This is a genomic window from Arthrobacter sp. efr-133-R2A-120 (assembly GCF_030209835.1).
Lineage (GTDB): Bacteria > Actinomycetota > Actinomycetes > Actinomycetales > Micrococcaceae > Arthrobacter.
Window position 1 is genome coordinate 1 of sequence record NZ_JARVRF010000071.1, and the last position, 1,007, is coordinate 1,007.

1 protein-coding gene is annotated in these 1,007 nt (G+C 67.8%); it reads left to right on the forward strand.

Annotated elements, in window-relative coordinates:
• Positions 1–1,007 (forward strand): circularly permuted type 2 ATP-grasp protein (locus QRN52_RS23025; protein WP_284756120.1); only part of this gene is annotated, 1,007 nt, incomplete at both ends.

The window sequence follows — 1,007 nt, forward strand, 5'->3', positions numbered from 1 at the left end:
TTCCGGGTGCTGGAGGACAACGTCCGTGTGCCTTCCGGGGTGTCCTACGTGCTGGAGAACCGGCGGGCGATGGCGAAGGGTTTGCCGGAGGCGTTCGGGCAGCAGCACATCCGTCCGGTCGAGGAATACCCGCGCCGTCTGCTCTCGGCGTTGCGGAAGACGGCGCCGTCGGGGGTCGATGATCCCACCGTGGTGGTCTTGACGCCGGGGGTGTTCAACAGCGCCTACTTCGAGCACACGCTGCTGGCCGGGTTGATGGGCGTTGAGCTGGTCGAGGGCAGGGACCTGATCTGCCGGGGGAACCGGGTGTACATGCGCACCACGGCCGGTGAACAGCGGGTGGACGTGATTTACAAGCGGATCGACGACGAATTCCTGGATCCGTTGCAGTTCCGCTCCGATTCCATGCTGGGGTGTCCGGGACTCGTGAACGCGGCCCGGGCGGGCGGAGTGACCATCGCGAACGCCGTTGGAAACGGGGTGGCCGATGACAAGCTGGTCTATTCCTACGTGCCGGACCTGATCAGGTACTACCTGCATGAGGAGCCGGTGATCGCCAACGTGGAGACGTTCCGGCTGGAGGAGAAGGAGGCCCGGGAGCAGGTCCTGGACCGGCTCGGGGAACTGGTGGTCAAGCCGGTGGACGGGTCCGGGGGCAAGGGCCTGGTGATCGGTCCTGATGCCTCGGCCGAGGAGCTGGAGGCGTTGCGGAAGCGGGTGTTGGCGGATCCGCGGGGCTGGATCGCGCAGCCGGTGCTGCAGCTTTCCACCGTGCCCACGCTCTCCGGGGAGAAGTTCGGGCCCCGGCACGTGGACTTGCGTCCGTTCGCGGTCAACGACGGCGACGACGTGTGGGTGCTGCCGGGCGGGCTGACCCGGGTGGCCTTGAAGGAAGGCTCGCTGATCGTGAACTCCTCCCAGGGCGGCGGGTCCAAGGACACCTGGGTGCTCTCGGACTCCCCGCGGCTGCCCGCCGTCGAGCTGCCGCGGTCCGCGATCACGGTCCG